Genomic DNA, 16,793 nt, shown 5'->3' with positions numbered 1-16,793 from the left:
TTTACAGGTCGCTACTGACCAGGTCGATCTGATATTGGATTTTGCCTTTTTTGCGATCCACCAGTTTTACCAGCAGGTAACCCTTGTCTTTCGCCAGCCAGGCATAAATGTCTCGTTGATCATCACGGACTTGTTTGATCTTGATGGTATCCAGCACGCCAATTCTGGTTTTTAACGGCTCTTCCGCAACGATAACAAATTCATAATTGCGTACCCGGTTTTTCTCGAACACCTGATAGCTGAGTTGATCCTGACCACTGGCAAGATCCAGGCTGACTTGCAGCATATAGGTCAGCTTGTCTTGCAGCTTGTCTTGCCAGACATCGTTAAATTCACGCGACTGCAACGGTGAATAAATCCGCTGCCGGGCAGCGTCAAACTGATATTCCTGATCATCTTCCTGGATCAGTCCTGAGCCCCGGTAATGGTAGCTTTGCGGCTGGATAATGCCATCCTGCAGTGAAAAAACCGCCTGCTCCTGCACCGATGCGGCGGAGGCGTCAGCCTCAAAGGTCATCTGCCAGAGCTCATCCTGGCGCTGTACCAGACGGCGCTCAGCATCAATGTTGAAACTGAAAAACCCCCATTCGTAGCGACTGGTATATTGTGCCCTGAAGGGTTGCAGTGTGGCGTGTTGTACTGCTGGCAGCTCGTCTGGTATCGCGTTGTGCTCTGGTTGCAGTCCGACATCGTCCGTCGATGACGGGTAGGTGCTATCCGTGCTGTCCAGAGTAGGGGGCTGAGTGTCACCGTTACTGGCCAAAGCCAATAAGGGTGACAGTAGCAGAGTACAGGCCAGGTATTTGATTCGTCTCACAGATCATCCTCACTGCGATGGTGATTGATTACTGGGCTGTCAGTCTGAGTCCGGATGGCGGCAGAAGTTTACTATCAAGAGTGACACCTTTATCAGTCATCTCCAGTCTGCCTTGTGTACACCATTTGACGATGATTGGATACAACACATGCTCCTGGGCCTGTACCTTGCGTTGCAGGCTGGCGGCGGTGTCGTCTTCCTCAATGGGCACACTGGCTTGAGCGATCACTGGGCCACCATCCAGCTCTTCGGTGACAAAGTGTACGGAGGCTCCATGTTCTTTGTCACCGGCATCAATGGCGCGTTGATGGGTGTCCAACCCTTGATACAAGGGCAGTAGGGATGGGTGAATATTGATCAGGCGGCCGCGGTAACGACGAACAAAGTCGGCGGTCAGGATGCGCATGAATCCCGCCAGCACTACCAGATCCGGGGCAAGGTCATCGATGGCCCGCATCAGATGGGCATCAAATTCCTCGCGGCTGTTGAACTGCTGATGGTCCACCAGTACCACCGGAATATCGCGGTCGCGGGCATATTGCATACCCGCTGCCTCTGGGCGATTACAAACAACACCGGCAACCATGGCGTCAATATCGCCCGTCTGGACAGCGTCGGCAATGGCCAGCATATTACTCCCCGTACCGGAAATCAGTATCACGATACGAGGTTGATCAAGTGCCGAGTCGGTCATCATACGGTGCGGTGACCGATGAATTCCACGCTGGCTTCTTCATCGGTTTTTTCAACGATATTGCCAATAATCCAGGCTTGTTCACCTTCAGCGTTCAGCAGGGCGATCGCCTGGTCTGCTTTGTGTTCCGGCAAGGCGATGATCATGCCAACACCACAGTTAAAGGTGCGGAACATTTCTGCGGTGGCGACATTACCGGCTTGTTGCAGCCATTCGAACACCGCAGGCCAGCGCCAGCTGTTGGTATTGATCACGGCTTTGCAGTTGTCTGGCAAAACGCGGGGGATATTTTCCTGGAAACCGCCGCCGGTGATATGCGACAGCGCGTGCACTTCGGTGGCATTGATCAGTTGCAAGGTTGATTTGACGTAGATGCGAGTCGGTGCCATCAGAGCGTCGGCCAGCGGCACACCGTCGAGGTCCTGTTGCAGATCGGCATCAGCAACTTCAAGGATCTTGCGTACCAGCGAGTAGCCATTGGAATGCGGGCCACTGGAGGCCAGCGCGACCAGGGAATCACCGGCCTGAACCTTGGTGCCATCAATGATGTCGGCTTTTTCAACAATACCAACACAAAAACCGGCGAGATCGTAGTCTTCGCCTTCGTACATACCGGGCATCTCAGCGGTTTCACCGCCAACCAGTGCGGCACCGGCCTGTTCACAGCCGGCACCAATACCACTGACAACAGCTGCGGCAACGTCAACGTTCAGGTGGCCGGTGGCATAATAGTCAAGAAAAAACAGCGGCTCGGCACCAGAGACCACGAGGTCATTGACACACATGGCGACCAGGTCGATACCAATGGTGTCGTGCTTGCCCAGATCCATAGCCAGACGCAGCTTGGTGCCCACGCCATCGGTACCCGATACCAGAACGGGTTGATGGTAGCCTTGTGGCAGTTCGAACAGAGCGCCAAAACCGCCAAGGCCGGCCATGACTTCCGGGCGGCGAGTGCGTTTGGCTACGTCCTTGATGCGTTCTACCAGTGCGTTTCCGGCATTGATGTCAACGCCAGCGTCTTTATAGCTTAGGGATTTTGATTCGGTCATTCGGATTCACAGGGTGGCTGCAAAGAAGCGGGGTATTCTAGCGATTTGTGTCCGCCACTTCACCTGCTGCGACAAAGAAATAGTACGACAGGCCAGTTAATTGGCGCAGAAGCGCATGGAAACCGGCTTTTGTTACGATCAGCATCCCCAGATCATCAAGTCACTGGCGGAGTTCTCTTGGGTGCGTGGCTTGTGCGTGGCACAATAGCCACTGTCCGATGTCTTGGTGTTGTTCCTGCTCCCGGTATTGTTGTTGTGATGGTTATGATGGCCGCAGTCAATGTGGGGCTATCAATAACGGAGCTTATAAGGCTTGCAATATAAGGCTTATAAACAGTCGCAGTACCGATAGTCGCAGCAACCCCTTTGGCGTCAGAGCAAGAACCCATGTTCGCGGTGGTTGTACGCCGTAAACCGGAATGACAAAGGAATTTTCACGCGTGCGCTCAGTCTTTCTGCGATTGATGTATTGTCTGTTGTTACTCTCTCCCGTGGCCTCTGCCGGGGTAGTAACGGATCTGTATCTGGCCTCTATTGAAGTGGCAGATAGAACGCCCGCGACGCGAGAAGCGGCGATGCCCGCAGCATTGCTGCAGGTATTGACCAAGGTGTCGGGCAAACCTGCGGCAGAGCTGAAATCTCTGACCGGTAAGTCATCGAGCCGTTATCTGGCCAGTTATCGTTACACCTCGCAGACGGATGGCGGGGCTCTGGTACTGCAAGCCATGTTTGCTACAGGCCCGGTCAATGACTTGCTGGCCCGTCATGGATTGCCGGTGTGGGGCAGTAATCGACCGGATGTCATGTTCTGGCTGGGATTGTCTTATAATGGTAGCCGATCGGTTATCAGTGCCGATCAATATCGGGGCTGGCGCAATGTATTTGCACTGCACGGGATTCCAGCCGTCTGGCCGATTCAGGACCTGGACGACCAGATGGCGCTACCAGCCGAACGCCTGTTCGGCTTGTTCCGGGATGATATCCGGGCAGCTTCTGAACGCTATCACACGGATGCCATTGTTGCCGCCCGGATCACTCCGTCTGGGGATGGCTGGCGTGCGGATGGTTATCTTGAATATCACCATGACCACTTTCCGCTGGATATTCGCGGCAAATCGGAGTCGGCAGTTATTGCTGCACTGGCCGAGGCAGTGAGTGGCTATTTTTCCAGTCGCTACGGCGTGGTGACTTCAGCAGCCGATTTGGCAATAGAGCAACAGACGCTGACCATACAGCAGGTTAGCCGCTACGACGATTATCGGGCTGTGTTGGCATTACTGGCTTCAGTATCCGGGGTAGAGCAGGTGTCGGTTCTGGGCGTTCGTGGCGACAGTCTCGATCTGGGGCTGACGCTGAATGCCAGTTGGTCGCAGGTGCTGACTAATATCCGTTTTGACCGTCGAGTCAGTGATAGCAACTTGCCGGATACACTGCTCTGGATGGGGCATTAATGGTGACGCCGCACCCTCAGCTGACCTTGTCCGTCTATGTGCGGGATGATGCGCGCATTGCCAATTTTTATGCCGGACCCAACGAAGAAGTCATCCAGGCTGTGCAGCGCCAATGGACGTTATCAGGAGACCCTTTCCTGTTCCTCTGGGGGGATTCCGGTTGCGGCCTGAGTCATTTGTTGCAAGCGGCGTGTCATTATGCCGATGGTCTCGGTCATCACAGTGTCTATCTGCCATTAAAAGAGCTGGTGAACTACAGCCCCGAGGTGCTGGATTCACTGGAACAATTACCCTTGGTGGTACTGGATGATATCGAGGCAGTACTGGGCCATGACGACTGGGAGCTGGCCCTGTTTCATCTGTTTAACCGGGTACGGGAAAACGATGGCCATTTGTTGATCTCGGCACGTTGTCCACCTCAACAGCTGGCTGTGGCGCTGCCGGATCTGGGGTCCCGATTATGCTGGGGCGTGGTGTACCATTTGGCATTGCTGCAGCCAGAAGAGCGGGCTCTGGCGCTGGTCTTGCGGGCGCGGCAGCGGGGTATTTTACTGGCAGAAGACGTGGCGCGTTTTATCGTCTCGCGAGGGCCGGAACATATGGAAGGCCTGGCTGATATTCTGGATCGTCTGGACCATGCTTCGTTGACCCATCAGCGCAAATTGACCATTCCGTTTGTCAAGGAAGAGATGGACTGGTAACACAACCAACCTTGGCAAGGCCATGTCGATGCTGTTGGTGCTGTTGGAGTAGGTGTGTTTATGGTGCTGGTATAGGTGTGCTGCAGGTGTTGTTGGGCAGGATAAACAAGACGGTCTTGATAAAACGTTACAGCTAATTCTGAAGATTCAGCTATTGATGTCTGGCTGCCTTGTCCCCACGCCAGGCATGGGAACAAGGAAGACTGAAGCCAAAATACGTCGCCGGATCAGTTACCCAGCGCTTTTTGCAGGCGCGCAATGGCATCTTTCAACGTCGCCAGACTGGTTGCGAACGACAGTCGCATAAAGCCTGGCGAACCAAACGCCGACCCAGGCACCATCGCCACACCGGCTTCGATCAGCATCTTCTCTGCAAAGTCGATATCATTGGCAATGCCCATCGTATCCATCGCGCCCTGAAAGCTCGGGAACGCGTAGAACGCGCCATCCCCTTCAAGACACTCAACGCCGGGTAACGCATTTAATGCCGCTACCAGATAGTCGTGACGTTCCTTGAACGCAGCCACCATGGGTTTGACGCAGTCGTTACCGCCTCTTAAAGCGGCTTCCGCCGCCACCTGGGAGATCGAGGCCGGGTTTGATGTGCTTTGTGACTGGATCTTTTTCATCGCCCCAATCAGCTTGGCTGGCCCGGCAGCATAACCAATCCGCCAGCCAGTCATGCTGAACGCCTTGGATACACCGTTCAGAACGATGGTGCGCTCGTACAGCTCAGGGCAGGCGTTGAGAATATTGTGGAAGCCACACTCAGCCCACAAAATCAGCTCATACATATCATCGGTGGCGATCAGCACATCCGGATACTGTTGCAGCACCGCGCCGAGCGCTTTCAGTTCATCCAAGCTGTAGGCTTTGCCAGACGGGTTGGATGGGCTGTTCAAGACCACCAGACGCGTTTTGGGAGTAATGGCCGCATCCAGTTGCTCAGCCGTCATCTTGAACTGGTTGTCCATTGATGTTTCAACAATCACCGGCGTGGCTTCCGCAATCTTGACCATATCCGGGTAAGACACCCAGTACGGCGCCGGGATAACGACTTCATCGCCAGGGTTTAACAAGGCCAGGCTCAAGTTGAAAAAGCTTTGCTTGCCACCACACGACACCAGAATCTGATTTGCTTCATATTCCAGGTTGTTGTCGTTTTTGAACTTGCTGATAATGGCTTGTTTGAGTCCCGGCGTTCCATCCACAGAGGTATACTTGGTGAAGCCTGCATCAATAGCCGCAATAGCCGCTTTTTTTATGTGCTCAGGGGTGTCGAAATCCGGTTCGCCGGCGCCAAGGCCGATAATGTCCTTACCTTCTGACCGCAAAACCGCAGCACGATTGGTGACTGCCAGCGTAGGGGAAGGCTTGATCTGTTGAACGCGATCAGACAGTTGCAGGTCCAAAATGTGTATCCTCAAAACAGGCGTGATAGAAAATTGACAACCGGAGCAATGTTGCAAAATGATGAATTGTCCGGAATGAATGCCAAACTGCGGAATCTTACTAAATCTACTGACATACTGGAATCCCTATGAGCAAGACGTTTGCGCTCACGTCCAAATATTCCCCTGCCGGAGATCAGCCTGAAGCCATTCGGCAGTTAGTGGCCGGTATTAACGCCGGACTTCTCAAACAAACCCTGCTCGGCGTTACGGGTTCCGGTAAAACCTACACCATGGCCAACGTTATCGCCCAGTGTCAGCGGCCGGCGATTATCATGGCGCACAATAAAACATTGGCGGCGCAGCTGTACGGCGAGTTCAAGGAATTTTTCCCCGACAACGCTGTGGAATATTTTGTTTCCTACTACGACTACTACCAGCCAGAAGCCTATGTGCCCTCATCGGATACGTTTATCGACAAGGATGCTTCCGTCAACGAACACATCGAGCAGATGCGGCTGTCGGCCACCAAGGCACTGCTGGAACGCCGCGATGCCATTATTATCGCCACCGTATCGGCCATCTATGGCCTTGGTGATCCGGATTCCTACCTCAAGATGATGCTGCACCTGGTGCGCGGAGACCAGGTTGATCAGCGTACTATTCTACGCCGTTTGGCTGAGCTGCAATATACTCGTAACGACATGGATTTTCACCGCGGCACCTATCGAGTACGGGGAGAAGTGATCGACGTCTACCCGGCAGAAAGTGACGACGAAGCCGTACGTATCGAACTGTTTGACGACGAAGTCGAGCAGCTCAGCAGTTTTGATCCACTGACCGGCGCCATACACAACCGCCTTGGCCGCGTCACGATCTATCCCAAAACCCACTACGCCACCCCGCGCCAGCGTATTCTCGATGCCATTGACGGCATCAAGGTCGAGCTGGACGAACGGCTGGAATACTACCGCAACGAGAATTTGCTGGTCGAAGCCCAGCGGCTGGAACAGCGCACCCGCTACGATATTGAGATGATGCAAGAGCTGGGGTACTGCTCCGGCATCGAAAACTACTCGCGCTACCTCTCAGGCCGAGAGCAGGGGGCCGCGCCGCCAACCCTGTTTGACTACATCCCCAAAGACGCGCTGGTATTTGTGGATGAAAGTCACGTTACCATCCCCCAGATTGGCGGCATGTATCGGGGCGACCGTTCCCGCAAGGAAACCCTGGTGCAATTTGGCTTTCGGCTGCCATCGGCACTCGACAACCGGCCGATGCAATTTGAAGAGTGGGAAGCCATCGTACCGCAATGCATCTTTGTCTCCGCCACCCCCGGCAATTATGAAAAAGAGCACCAGGACGCAGTGGTCGAACAGGTGGTGCGGCCCACCGGCCTGGTCGACCCGATTATCGAAATCCGCCCGGCCACCGGTCAGGTCGACGATGTGCTGCATGAACTGCGCTTACGGGTCGACAAGGGCGAACGGATACTGATTACCGTACTCACCAAACGTATGGCCGAAGACCTGACCGACTTCCTGTTTGAGCAGGGCGTGCGCGTTCGTTACCTGCACTCCGACATTGACACCGTCGAGCGGGTAGAAATCATCCGCGACCTGAGGCTGGGCGAGTTTGATGTGCTCGTGGGTATTAACTTATTGCGAGAGGGGCTGGATATCCCGGAAGTTTCGCTGGTGGCTATTTTTGATGCCGACAAGGAAGGCTTTTTGCGCTCCGAACGCTCACTGATCCAGACCATTGGCCGCGCCGCCCGTAACCTGAATGGCCGGGCAATACTTTACGCCGACCGGGTAACCGACTCCATGCGCAAGGCGATGGAAGAAACCGACCGCCGCCGGGAAAAACAGGTCGCCTTCAACGAAGAGCACAACATCACTCCCCAAGGCGTCTTCAAATCGGTTGAAGACATCCTGGAAGCGGCTCCTGCACCCGGTAAAAAAGGACGCAATGGCAACCGTAACCGCAAAGTGGCGGAAGACAAGCCGGATTATGGATCAGCCGACTGGAGCCGACTCACCGCCCCCGAGCTGGTGAAAAAAGTCGCCGAAGTTGAAGACCGCATGTTCAAAGCCGCCCGCGACCTCGATTTTGAAACCGCCGCCAAACTCCGCGACCAGCTCCACGACATGAAAGCCAGAATCATCGCCAACAGCTAATATAAAAAGTGGCAGCCGACCGATTTCCCCCTTTTTCGAAAAAATTCAGGAAAAGGGTTGCACGACTACAAAACCAGAAGTAATATGCGCGCTCTCTTTAGGACTATAGCTCAGTTGGTTAGAGCGCTACCTTGACATGGTAGAGGTCCCCAGTTCGAATCTGGGTAGTCCTACCAAGAATTCTTTTACAAATCAGCCGCTTACGAGCGGCTTTTTTGTGTCTGTCAGGCTGGTTTCGACGTGTTGGCAATTCGTTGGCAATATACAGTGGTTTCTTGCAGCTCTTTTCCTGTTCTATTTTCGTCACTAATCATCTGATCAGGTAGTGAGTATGTAGCTGTCTGTCAAATGGACTTGGACACGTTGGGTTTCTTCCTCAGCTCAACCAATAGATCCTTGATAGCTTCTGCATCAGCTTGAATGAAGCCAAGAATTTTTACCACAAATCTAAGGTTTTCGGCATCCTCTAATTTACCTGAGCCTTCAGGGCCATGCGCTCCACATCAACGTGGTTCCCGATGTCGGTACTCGTAATAGCTGGAACGGCTGATATCAAACGCATTGCAGACCATTTCAACAGACATTCGCTCACTCAACTGGTCTATCAGCGCGTACGATTCATCTCGTCCGACATCAAGATTTTTAGTATGTCTTTTTCCTGTTCAAGGCGCTTGCAGCTCCTGAATACGACGCTGCTCCGGGGTTAAGGCCTTGCCCTTCGGGGTGATACCGTCACGCTCCTCGGTTAGTTGGTTAACCCAGCGCCGGATAGCGCTTTCACCAATTCCCAAGGACGCGCTCGCCTGGGGAATCGTGTAACCTTGATCCAGCACCAGGCTGGCTGCTTCCTGTTTGAACTCAGGAGAAAAAGAACGTCGCTTGCTGGTCATCAGACACCTCGTTTATGGTGGCGATATTACCAACTGCGTTGATGTCTGGAATCATTGAACCACTAGATATCGATTAATTCGTCAAAACTTACAGGATGTTCGAGTGGCTGAGATTGTATTGGGTACTTTTTTGTTGTCATGGATTTGCTCTGATGGCTGAAATTATTCCTGCTTTAAGCAGCGCTGTATTGGCTAGAATGACGGCAGGTGAGAAGCGCTTTGCCCTGCGCCTGAAAAACCTTCTTGAGGATGATTATCTGTGCTGGTTCGATATTCCAGTGGGCAGGGAACGTCGCTATCCTGATTTTATTATATTGCATCCCGCTCGAGGGTTACTGTTTCTGGAAGTGAAAGACTGGAAGGCATCGACACTTAAACGGCTGAATAAACAAACGGCTTCCTTGCTGGTGAATGACAAGCCAATCGAGGTAGCGAATCCATTGGAGCAAGCGCGGCAGTATATGTTGCAAGTGGTCAATCTCTTGAGTCGGGACCCTCAGTTGCTGCAAAGTGAAGACAGTCGCTATCAAGGGAAATTATGTTTTCCATATGCTTGGGGAACAGTACTGACCAATATTAATCGCCAGCAAATTACCAACAATACAACCGATGCCCAACGGGAGGCGGTGCTTCCGGATAACCTGGTTATTTATAAGGATGAAATGCTGGAGTCGACGAACGCCGAGGTATTCCAACAGCGTTTGTGGGGCATGTTTAACCATCGTTTTCCCAATAAATTAACGGTGCCGCAAATTGATCGCATTCGTTGGCATTTGTTTCCAGAAGTGCGGATATCGTTGCAGCAGGATATGTTTGCCATGGCAGACAATGCAGATTCCGATGAATTGATATGCACTGAAGACGATGATTCATCGCCGCCGTTGAATACCGCACTGCCAGATATTGTTCGAATTATGGACATTCAGCAGGAGAAGTTGGCGCGTAGTTTGGGAGCAGGCCATCGAGTGATACATGGGGTGGCAGGTTCTGGCAAAACGCTGATTCTTGGCTATCGCTGTGAATTGTTGGCGGCAACCAGTAGTAAGCCGGTTCTGGTGTTGTGTTTTAACATTACGCTGGCGCGTAAGCTGAATGCGCTCATGTTGGCCAAAGGGTTGGAGCATCGGGTACAGGCATTGCATTTTCATGATTGGTGCAAGCGTCAATTGAACACTTATCAGGTTAATACGGTTGCCGGGCCTGAGCCTGTCTGGGAGCGTCAGGTGGAATCGGTGATACAGGGAGTAGCACAAGGGCATATTCCTCGTGCCCAGTATGGAGCCTTGTTGATTGATGAAGGACATGATTTTGAGGCGGAATGGCTGACTCTGCTGGTGCAAATGATCGATCCGGAATCGGATTCTCTATTGCTGCTTTACGATGATGCCCAGTCGATCTATCAAAAACGATCCGGTCTGGGGTTCAGTTTGTCGAGCGTTGGTGTCAAGGCGCAGGGGCGGACAACCATCTTGCGCCGGAATTATCGCAATACCCGTGAAATTCTGGCGTTTGCATATCAGTTTGCCGAGCGATATATCTGCGCAAAAAGCTCAGATGATGACCACATACCGGTATTGGCACCGGAATCTGCCGGACGTTCTGGCCCTGTGCCTGTGGTTACGATGGGCCAGCACTGGCTGGATGAAATGGCTCATGCCGTGGCGCACTTGCAGCGTTGGAAAGCCCAAGGTATGCGCTGGAACGAGATGGCAGTGTTGTATGTTACCGGGCAGCAAGGTTCGACGTTGGCCAGTTATTTGAAACGCAGTGGTATCCCCTGTGTCTGGTTAGCTTCTCAGTCGTTCAAATTTGGGTATGACCCACAACAAGACAAGGTCGCTGTGATGGCGATTCCTTCCAGTAAGGGGTTGGAGTTTCCCGCGGTTGTTGTGATGGGTAGCGGTGAATTATCTTGTGATGATGAACAACTGGTCCAGAGTGCTCGGTGGTTATACGTAGGGATGACGCGGGCGCAAAGCGAGTTGCAACTGACCTGCTCGAAAAACACGCCGCTGGTGGCTCAATTGCAAGCGTCCGAAACATCCATCGTAGATACCGTAGAATACTGAAGCGCTTTTTTATTGAGACAGCCACGAATTTTTTTATTAGGACAGCCATCACTGGGGCATAGCCGACGAGAAAGCACAGATCTTCTTCTGCGTATTACGGCGACTCATACATCCCTTACAAATCAACCCATTCTGGATTAGTGTATGGTCGAATAAGAACCATAGAACCGATCAGAAAGGAAATGGCTAGTGGCGAGTGAGATACTTATTAGTTGGGTTGGCCAGCATGATTTGGATGCAAGATTTAAGGGGCAGGATGGGCCTGTGCTTGCCACACTTAAGACTCATGCATTCAATAATGTAAGGCTTTTGTACAACTATCCTCAGGATCAGGTTGAGGGATATCTCAAATGGCTTGATGAAGAAGTCGAAGAAATCGCGATTGATGCCAAGTTTGTTGAACTTTCATCACCAGTGAACTTTGGTGAGATCTATGAATATGCCAGTCGGTATTTAAACTCTCTGGATGAACAAGAGCGGGAACAACTTGCCATCCTGCTTAGCCCTGGCACACCGGCTATGCAAGCTGTGTGGATATTGCTTGGCAAGACCCGTTTCCCTGCAACGTTTTATCAATCCTCGAGGGAGCAGGGGGCTCACACGGTAGAAATCCCTTTTGAAATTGCTGCGGAATACATCCCTCCCGTCAAATCCCTCAGTGCTGGCCAGCTACAAACGCTCAGCAATACTAACCCACCGGATAATGCGGCCTTTAAAGACATCGTTACCCGCAGCGATGCCATGCAGGCGTTGATTCAGCGTGCGCAGATTCTGGCTGAGCACGAAGTGTCAGTATTGATTGATGGCGAATCCGGTACCGGAAAGGAGCTGTTCGCCCGCGCCATTCACAATGCCAGCCCTCGTGCAGACAAGTCCTTTATTCCTGTGAACTGCGGTGCATTTCCGCCAGAACTGATCGACTCCATGCTGTTTGGTCACAAAAAAGGCGCGTTTACCGGAGCCATTGCCGACAAGCCCGGCTACTTCGAACAAGCCAACGGCGGCACCCTGTTTCTGGATGAATTTGGCGAGCTGGAACCCGCCGTTCAGGTGCGCCTGCTGCGGGTTCTGCAAGACAAAACCTTCACCCGCGTTGGCGACACCAAAGAGCAGACCAGTGACTTCCGCCTGATCGCCGCCACCAACAAAAACCTGATTGAAGACATCGCTAAAGGTGACTTCCGTGAAGACCTGTTTTACCGCATCGCCGTCGGTGTATTACACCTGCCACCGCTACGCGAACGTAATGGCGATGTGCTGTTCCTGGCCGATAGCCTGCTTGATGCAATGAAAATGGAATATCTGTTACTCGAAGGTAAAAAAATTTCCGCCTCTGGCAAAAGCGTTATCCAGAAGCATCGCTGGCCGGGCAATATTCGTGAGCTGAAATCTACTTTGCTACGTGCGGCGCTGTGGGCCAGTGGTAACGAAATTACCGGAGATGACATGCAGCAGGCCTTGTTCAAAACCGCCAGCAAGCAAGACTCAATTATGGCTCGTGATGTAGCTCAGGGGCTTGATATTCAAGCACTTCTGGATGAAGTCGAAAGCCATTACGTTAAACAAGCGCTACAGCACAGCGCTGGGCAAAAGACCAAAGCTGCCGAGCTGTTGGGGTATAACAACCACCAGACGCTGAGCAATAAAATGAAAAAGCTGGGCATTTCAGCCGAAAGTTGAATTTCTGGCACACCAATCGCTATCAAGCACCATAGCCCCGATAGCTCAGGGAATATTATTTACTCAAGGAATAGAACATTGGAAAACATGTCTGTAGCCGTACTGCCGGATCGTAAAAAGAAAATTGTCCAACTGATTGGAGCCATGAATAACGGCTTGTTGGAACGTACTGAACAGGTAAAGCTGATTTTGTTGGCAGCTCTGGCTGGAGAGCATGTACTGTTACTTGGCCCTCCTGGTACCGCTAAAAGTGAGCTGGCAAAACGATTAAAAAATGTATTTGTTGAAGCTGATTACTTTGAACGCTTGTTGACCCGATTTTCTGTTCCTGAGGAGGTTTTTGGGCCACTGTCTATTCAGGCGTTGGAAGAGGATAAATACAAGCGCCTGACAAGTGGCTATTTGCCCGAAGCCTCAGTCGCCTTTATTGACGAAATATTCAAAGCGAATAGTGCGATTCTCAACAGCCTGCTGACTCTGTTGAATGAACGCCAGTTCGACAACGGCAATCGGCGTTATCCCATACCTCTGATCTCGGTAGTGGCAGCCAGCAACGAACTGCCGGAAGGTGAGGAGCTGGATGCTCTGTATGATCGATTTATGCTGCGCAGTTTTGTGAATCCAGTTTCTGATGGCAGCTTTGAAAACCTGCTGACTCTTGGCAATGAAACCTGTGACCCAGATTTATCCATACGCCTGAAGATTGACGATCTTGCTGAAGTTCAACAATTAGCTGAAAAGGTCGAATTAACTAGCGACGTGATTGAGCTATGTAAAGAATTCCGTCGTTACTTGAAGCAAGAAGACATCTATGTATCCGATCGTCGCTGGCGCAAACTGGTTAAGCTGATGAAGGTCTCTGCCTTTACCTCCGGTTTTGATGAAGTATCCAGCTACGACGCCTGGATCCTGCCGCATTGCCTCTGGCAAAAGCCAGAGCAGCTCGAAGGGCTGCAAGAAGTCTATAAACAAGCGATCTCGTTAACTGGCGATTTTTCTGCGGATCGGGTTGCTAAAATGCTGGTTGTCTGGGAGTCGAAGCTGAAAGAAGAGCAAAATGCAAAACGTCAAAAAATAAATAATCGAGGCGAGCTGCTTTACTGCGGCCCGGATGGTAAATCAACAACCCGCAAAAGTGGGCGATATCAAAAGAAAAATAATAATGGCGAGAAACTTTATCATTGCGAATATGATGGTGAAACGACTCAGAAGAATAGCGGGTATAACCAAACGAACAAACCCTTTATGGTTAATGGCCCTAATACTCCCTTTATGGAGTCGATGTGTTATTCCGCTTCCCATATTCAGGAACGGGTCACGCAAGTGACTTCAGTTAAGAACCAAATTTCAGCTCATATCGAACATCTCAATAATCAATTGGAGATGGTGGATCTGGTTTTCGAGGAACACTTCTGGATTGATCCAGCTCTGAAACCTGACATCACTACCAATATTCGTAATGCCAAAAAGCACACAAAAGGTCTTCTTGATCGTTCTGAGGTGTTGGTAAATGGTTTTGAAGGTCTGCCCCAAGAAGATGATGTTATTGAGGGGGGAACTTTGTGACTGATTCGTTGCCCATGCCAGCCGCTCAACCTGGCCGGAAGGCTTCTGGCGGTTTGCTTAATCAGCTTAACAACCAATTCAGCTATCTCGATCTGTTGCCAGAGTCACTGCTGCCTGTCGTTATTACGCATTCCGGTGGCGAGCTTGAAGCTCGTTGCCAGTCATTTGCGCAGTTGCGTCAGTCCCTGTTAGCTGGTGCCGAGCTGATATCTCCGTGCCCTTGGTTGCCTGAGGTTGTTCAGCAGCGCGTGCTGGAGCGAATTGAGCAGTCGGGCATTGCCCGATATTGCAAAGATAACGAAGAGGTCACTGATGCGCTGATTCTGGACTTGCTTGATGCTCTGGAACACAAACAGGAAACGCAGCGAACGTTGGCACTACAGCATGCTGAAGATCTGAAGCAACAACAGTTGTCAGTATTGCAGCAAGAGCTGGATGCTCTGAGCAAGAAAAAGCAAAAACGGCAAACTGCTGCGCTGACACAGGAGCAATTGAACGAAATTCAGGCTCATGGAGAGGTATCAGCCTGGCTGGAGGTACTCGTTGGATCTGATGTTTTTTTTCCGCAGGAGTGGGACGAACGTCTGCTGGTGTGGCAGCAGCTGGAATCAGTTTTTAACGACCTTGGTTTGATCACGGGTCTGGGGTGGGATTTATCGTGTGGTGTATTGCAAAGTCACGGCTGGATGAACCTGGTGCGCCTGCACAAGCTGGTCGAGCAACTGCCACAACTGCGGGAAGTGATCGAAACGTTGGGGCGTATGAAAGACACTGATGGTGAGCCCATCATTGAAGAAATTGTGTCGCGCATGAGTGTGGTTGCACGTCATCAACAGGAGGTCACCACACCTCTGGTGCCGATGGAAACCAAAGGCATTACCCGTTCTGACTCCATCAGTCGCATGTTACCGCAAGAAGCGGCCTTTCTGGGGCATCCGGTATTGAAAAAACTCTGGCACGCCCGCCGAGCTGAACATGCTCTTCTCAGCTATGCCGTCGAAGGTACAGAGATTGTCCAGCTGATAAGTGAGCAGGAACAGGATGTTCGTGAAGAAAGAGCAGGGAAGCAAGCGAATAAAAACCGTGGCCCGATGATCGTGTGTCTGGATACCTCTGGCTCGATGAGCGGTACACCGGAAAATATCGCCAAAGCGCTGGTATTGGAGTGCTTGTCAGTTGCTAAAAAAGAAAAGCGTGAATGTTATGTCTATTTATTTGGCAGTCATGGCGAAGTTGAGGAGCTGGAATTGACACCAACCGAACAGGGTCTGGAGCGAATGATTCAATTTCTATCGATGTCTTTAGGTGGCGGTACGGATGCCGAAGGCCCGTTGCGCCTGGCATTGGAAAAGTCCGAGCAAGAGCAATGGCAGAAATCTGACATTATGATCGTGAGTGATGGCGAGTTTCCGGTTTCCAGTGATTTGGTCAAAAAAATCACAGCGGCCAAGGAACAACGAATGCTTTCGATTCATGGCACACTGATTGGCAATGCGGATCGTGCTATGAGCCGCATTTGTGATCCACTGCATCGCTTCGACCGTTGGATCGACTTGCAACTGAACCAGCGCTCTCAATCACTTTGATAAGGACATCGCCATGTCAAAAGCCAAAGACAATTTTGAAATCGCCATTCAGGATGCCGAGCGTATCCTGGAAGCCTACGACAAACTTAATAGAGATCGGATTGATAACCGGGACCCGGAAGAACTTAAACGTGCTGCCTTGATTATGTCTTTGACGGCTTGGGAAACCTATGTTGAAGACCGAATCACTGAAGAATTACAAAGCCAGATGCGACCTCTGGAGGGGTCTCAGGTTGCGCGTTTTGTAAATGGAACCCTTGAGAAAGAACTGAAGTATTTTCATACGCCAAACACCAGAAAAACGAAGCAGCTATTTGAACGATTTCTGAATGTGGATGTGACTGCCGGCTGGAACTGGGCCGGTTTTGAAACCAAGACCTCTACGGTAAAACTTGATGAGTGGATTAAAAAACGCGGTGATGCTGTTCACCGGTCTGTTATGGACAAGCAATCCGGTCACCTTGTCAGCCGCAATGATATGAGCAAATGCGTGGCTTTTTTCAAGCGTATCGTTGAGGTAACCGACAAGGTTCTGGATGTCGAATAACCAGGGAAAGCAGTAAAAATGAGCAAAGAATTTCTGGAATCGATCAACTTTGAAAATCTTCGCCCTCATTGGGAGGATCTCGCGAACCTGGCTGTAGTGGTTCAATGATTCCGGACACCAACGTAGGTGGTAATATCGCCACCATAAACGAGGTGTCTGATGACCAGCA

12 protein-coding genes, 1 tRNA gene and 1 pseudogene are annotated in these 16,793 nt (G+C 51.4%); 9 read left to right on the top strand and 5 right to left on the bottom strand.

What is annotated here, in order from left to right; translation table 11 throughout:
* Window position 1: 1 nt before the first annotated feature.
* From Q8W32_RS14835 to purM, 3 genes are read right to left on the bottom strand one after another with little or no spacing between them, the layout of a single operon-like run.
* Complete coding sequence (locus Q8W32_RS14835; RefSeq protein ID WP_305415500.1) at window positions 2-817, bottom strand: DUF3108 domain-containing protein; 816 nt, start codon at window positions 815-817, stop codon at window positions 2-4.
* 28 nt (window positions 818-845) lie between these two features.
* Entirely contained in the window at window positions 846-1,514 is a 669-nt protein-coding gene (gene purN / locus Q8W32_RS14830) for a phosphoribosylglycinamide formyltransferase (protein ID WP_303434046.1), read from the bottom strand.
* Window positions 1,511-2,563, bottom strand: a complete 1,053-nt coding sequence (purM, locus tag Q8W32_RS14825) for a phosphoribosylformylglycinamidine cyclo-ligase (protein WP_305415499.1) — start codon at window positions 2,561-2,563, stop codon at window positions 1,511-1,513. The genes purN and purM overlap by 4 nt, the downstream gene beginning before the upstream one ends.
* A gap of 440 nt (window positions 2,564-3,003) precedes the next feature.
* Between purM and Q8W32_RS14820 the strand changes: the two genes are divergently transcribed.
* Together Q8W32_RS14820 and hda are read left to right on the top strand one after the other, a co-directional pair.
* Window positions 3,004-4,014, top strand: coding sequence for a DUF2066 domain-containing protein (locus Q8W32_RS14820; RefSeq protein ID WP_303434044.1), 1,011 nt, complete (start codon window positions 3,004-3,006; stop codon window positions 4,012-4,014).
* Window positions 4,014-4,715: a DnaA regulatory inactivator Hda gene (gene hda, locus Q8W32_RS14815; RefSeq protein ID WP_303434043.1), complete on the top strand. Its 702-nt coding sequence runs from the start codon at window positions 4,014-4,016 to the stop codon at window positions 4,713-4,715. Before Q8W32_RS14820 ends, hda begins: the two co-directional genes overlap by 1 nt.
* A gap of 227 nt (window positions 4,716-4,942) precedes the next feature.
* Here the strand turns inward: hda and Q8W32_RS14810 are convergent, their stop codons facing one another.
* Complete coding sequence (locus Q8W32_RS14810; protein ID WP_303434115.1) at window positions 4,943-6,130, bottom strand: pyridoxal phosphate-dependent aminotransferase; 1,188 nt, start codon at window positions 6,128-6,130, stop codon at window positions 4,943-4,945.
* A gap of 125 nt (window positions 6,131-6,255) precedes the next feature.
* Between Q8W32_RS14810 and uvrB the strand changes: the two genes are divergently transcribed.
* Both uvrB and Q8W32_RS14800 read left to right on the top strand, forming a co-directional pair.
* Entirely contained in the window at window positions 6,256-8,286 is a 2,031-nt protein-coding gene (uvrB, locus tag Q8W32_RS14805) for an excinuclease ABC subunit UvrB (RefSeq protein ID WP_303434042.1), read from the top strand.
* A gap of 99 nt (window positions 8,287-8,385) precedes the next feature.
* Window positions 8,386-8,462: transfer RNA gene (locus Q8W32_RS14800), tRNA-Val, on the top strand.
* Between the two features lie 339 nt (window positions 8,463-8,801).
* On the opposite strand, the pseudogene Q8W32_RS14795 reads toward Q8W32_RS14800, so the two are convergent.
* Window positions 8,802-9,176, bottom strand: a pseudogene (locus Q8W32_RS14795) (transposase); the annotation flags it as partial.
* A gap of 152 nt (window positions 9,177-9,328) precedes the next feature.
* Here Q8W32_RS14795 and Q8W32_RS14790 point away from each other — a divergent pair.
* The 5 genes from Q8W32_RS14790 to Q8W32_RS14770 all read left to right on the top strand — a co-directional run bounded on the left by Q8W32_RS14790 (window position 9,329) and on the right by Q8W32_RS14770 (window position 16,624).
* Entirely contained in the window at window positions 9,329-11,245 is a 1,917-nt protein-coding gene (locus Q8W32_RS14790) for a 3'-5' exonuclease (RefSeq protein ID WP_305415498.1), read from the top strand.
* Window positions 11,246-11,554: 309 nt separating this feature from the next.
* A complete protein-coding gene (locus Q8W32_RS14785; RefSeq protein ID WP_305415497.1) occupies window positions 11,555-12,925 on the top strand; it encodes a sigma-54-dependent Fis family transcriptional regulator in 1,371 nt (456 codons plus the stop codon).
* 87 nt (window positions 12,926-13,012) lie between these two features.
* Window positions 13,013-14,491: an AAA family ATPase gene (locus Q8W32_RS14780; RefSeq protein WP_305415536.1), complete on the top strand. Its 1,479-nt coding sequence runs from the start codon at window positions 13,013-13,015 to the stop codon at window positions 14,489-14,491.
* Complete coding sequence (locus tag Q8W32_RS14775) at window positions 14,488-16,077, top strand: VWA domain-containing protein (RefSeq protein WP_305415496.1); 1,590 nt, start codon at window positions 14,488-14,490, stop codon at window positions 16,075-16,077. The genes Q8W32_RS14780 and Q8W32_RS14775 overlap by 4 nt, the downstream gene beginning before the upstream one ends.
* A gap of 13 nt (window positions 16,078-16,090) precedes the next feature.
* Window positions 16,091-16,624: a HEPN domain-containing protein gene (locus Q8W32_RS14770; protein WP_305415495.1), complete on the top strand. Its 534-nt coding sequence runs from the start codon at window positions 16,091-16,093 to the stop codon at window positions 16,622-16,624.
* Window positions 16,625-16,793: the final 169 nt, after the last annotated feature.

This window comes from Oceanobacter sp. 3_MG-2023, from assembly GCF_030688925.1.
GTDB lineage: Bacteria > Pseudomonadota > Gammaproteobacteria > Pseudomonadales > Oceanobacteraceae > Oceanobacter.
The sequence above is the reverse complement of the archived record's forward strand: the minus strand, read 5'-3'. Positions and strand labels throughout refer to the sequence as shown.

Excerpts from the sequence above, each read along its gene's own strand:
- Q8W32_RS14780 (WP_305415536.1), top strand. The coding sequence starts at position 13,013 with ATGTCTGTAGCCGTACTGCCGGATCGTAAAAAGAAAATTGTCCAACTG.
- purN (WP_303434046.1), bottom strand. The coding sequence starts at position 1,514 with ATGATGACCGACTCGGCACTTGATCAACCTCGTATCGTGATACTGATT.
- Q8W32_RS14790 (WP_305415498.1), top strand. The coding sequence starts at position 9,329 with ATGGCTGAAATTATTCCTGCTTTAAGCAGCGCTGTATTGGCTAGAATG.
- purM (WP_305415499.1), bottom strand. The coding sequence starts at position 2,563 with ATGACCGAATCAAAATCCCTAAGCTATAAAGACGCTGGCGTTGACATC.
- uvrB (WP_303434042.1), top strand. The coding sequence starts at position 6,256 with ATGAGCAAGACGTTTGCGCTCACGTCCAAATATTCCCCTGCCGGAGAT.
- Q8W32_RS14770 (WP_305415495.1), top strand. The coding sequence starts at position 16,091 with ATGTCAAAAGCCAAAGACAATTTTGAAATCGCCATTCAGGATGCCGAG.
- hda (WP_303434043.1), top strand. The coding sequence starts at position 4,014 with ATGGTGACGCCGCACCCTCAGCTGACCTTGTCCGTCTATGTGCGGGAT.